Annotated in this window: 1 protein-coding gene; it reads left to right on the top strand. The window is 59.5% G+C overall.

What is annotated here, in order from left to right:
• Positions 1-20: 20 nt before the first annotated feature.
• On the top strand, positions 21-274 hold a 254-nt coding region (locus tag D5084_RS09005), incomplete at its 3' end, for a transposase (protein WP_155523115.1).

Raw genomic sequence — 274 nt, forward strand, 5'->3', positions numbered from 1 at the left:
CTCCGCAAGGAGACTGACCGATGAGCAACCTTTTCTGGCTGACGGACGCACAGATGGCGCGTCTCGAACCCTTCTTTCCCAAGAGTCATGGCAAGCCACGTGTCGATGACCGACGTGTGCTGAGCGGGATTATCTTCGTCAATCGCAATGGCTTGCGGTGGTGCGATGCCCCCAAGGAGTATGGTCCAGCGAAGACCCTATACAACCGATGGAAGCGGTGGGGGGACAAGGGCATCTTTGCCCGGATGATGGAAGGCCTGGCCTCCGAGGCCGC

Source organism: Tabrizicola thermarum, from assembly GCF_003574395.1.
GTDB classification, from domain to species: Bacteria; Pseudomonadota; Alphaproteobacteria; order Rhodobacterales; family Rhodobacteraceae; genus Tabrizicola; species Tabrizicola thermarum.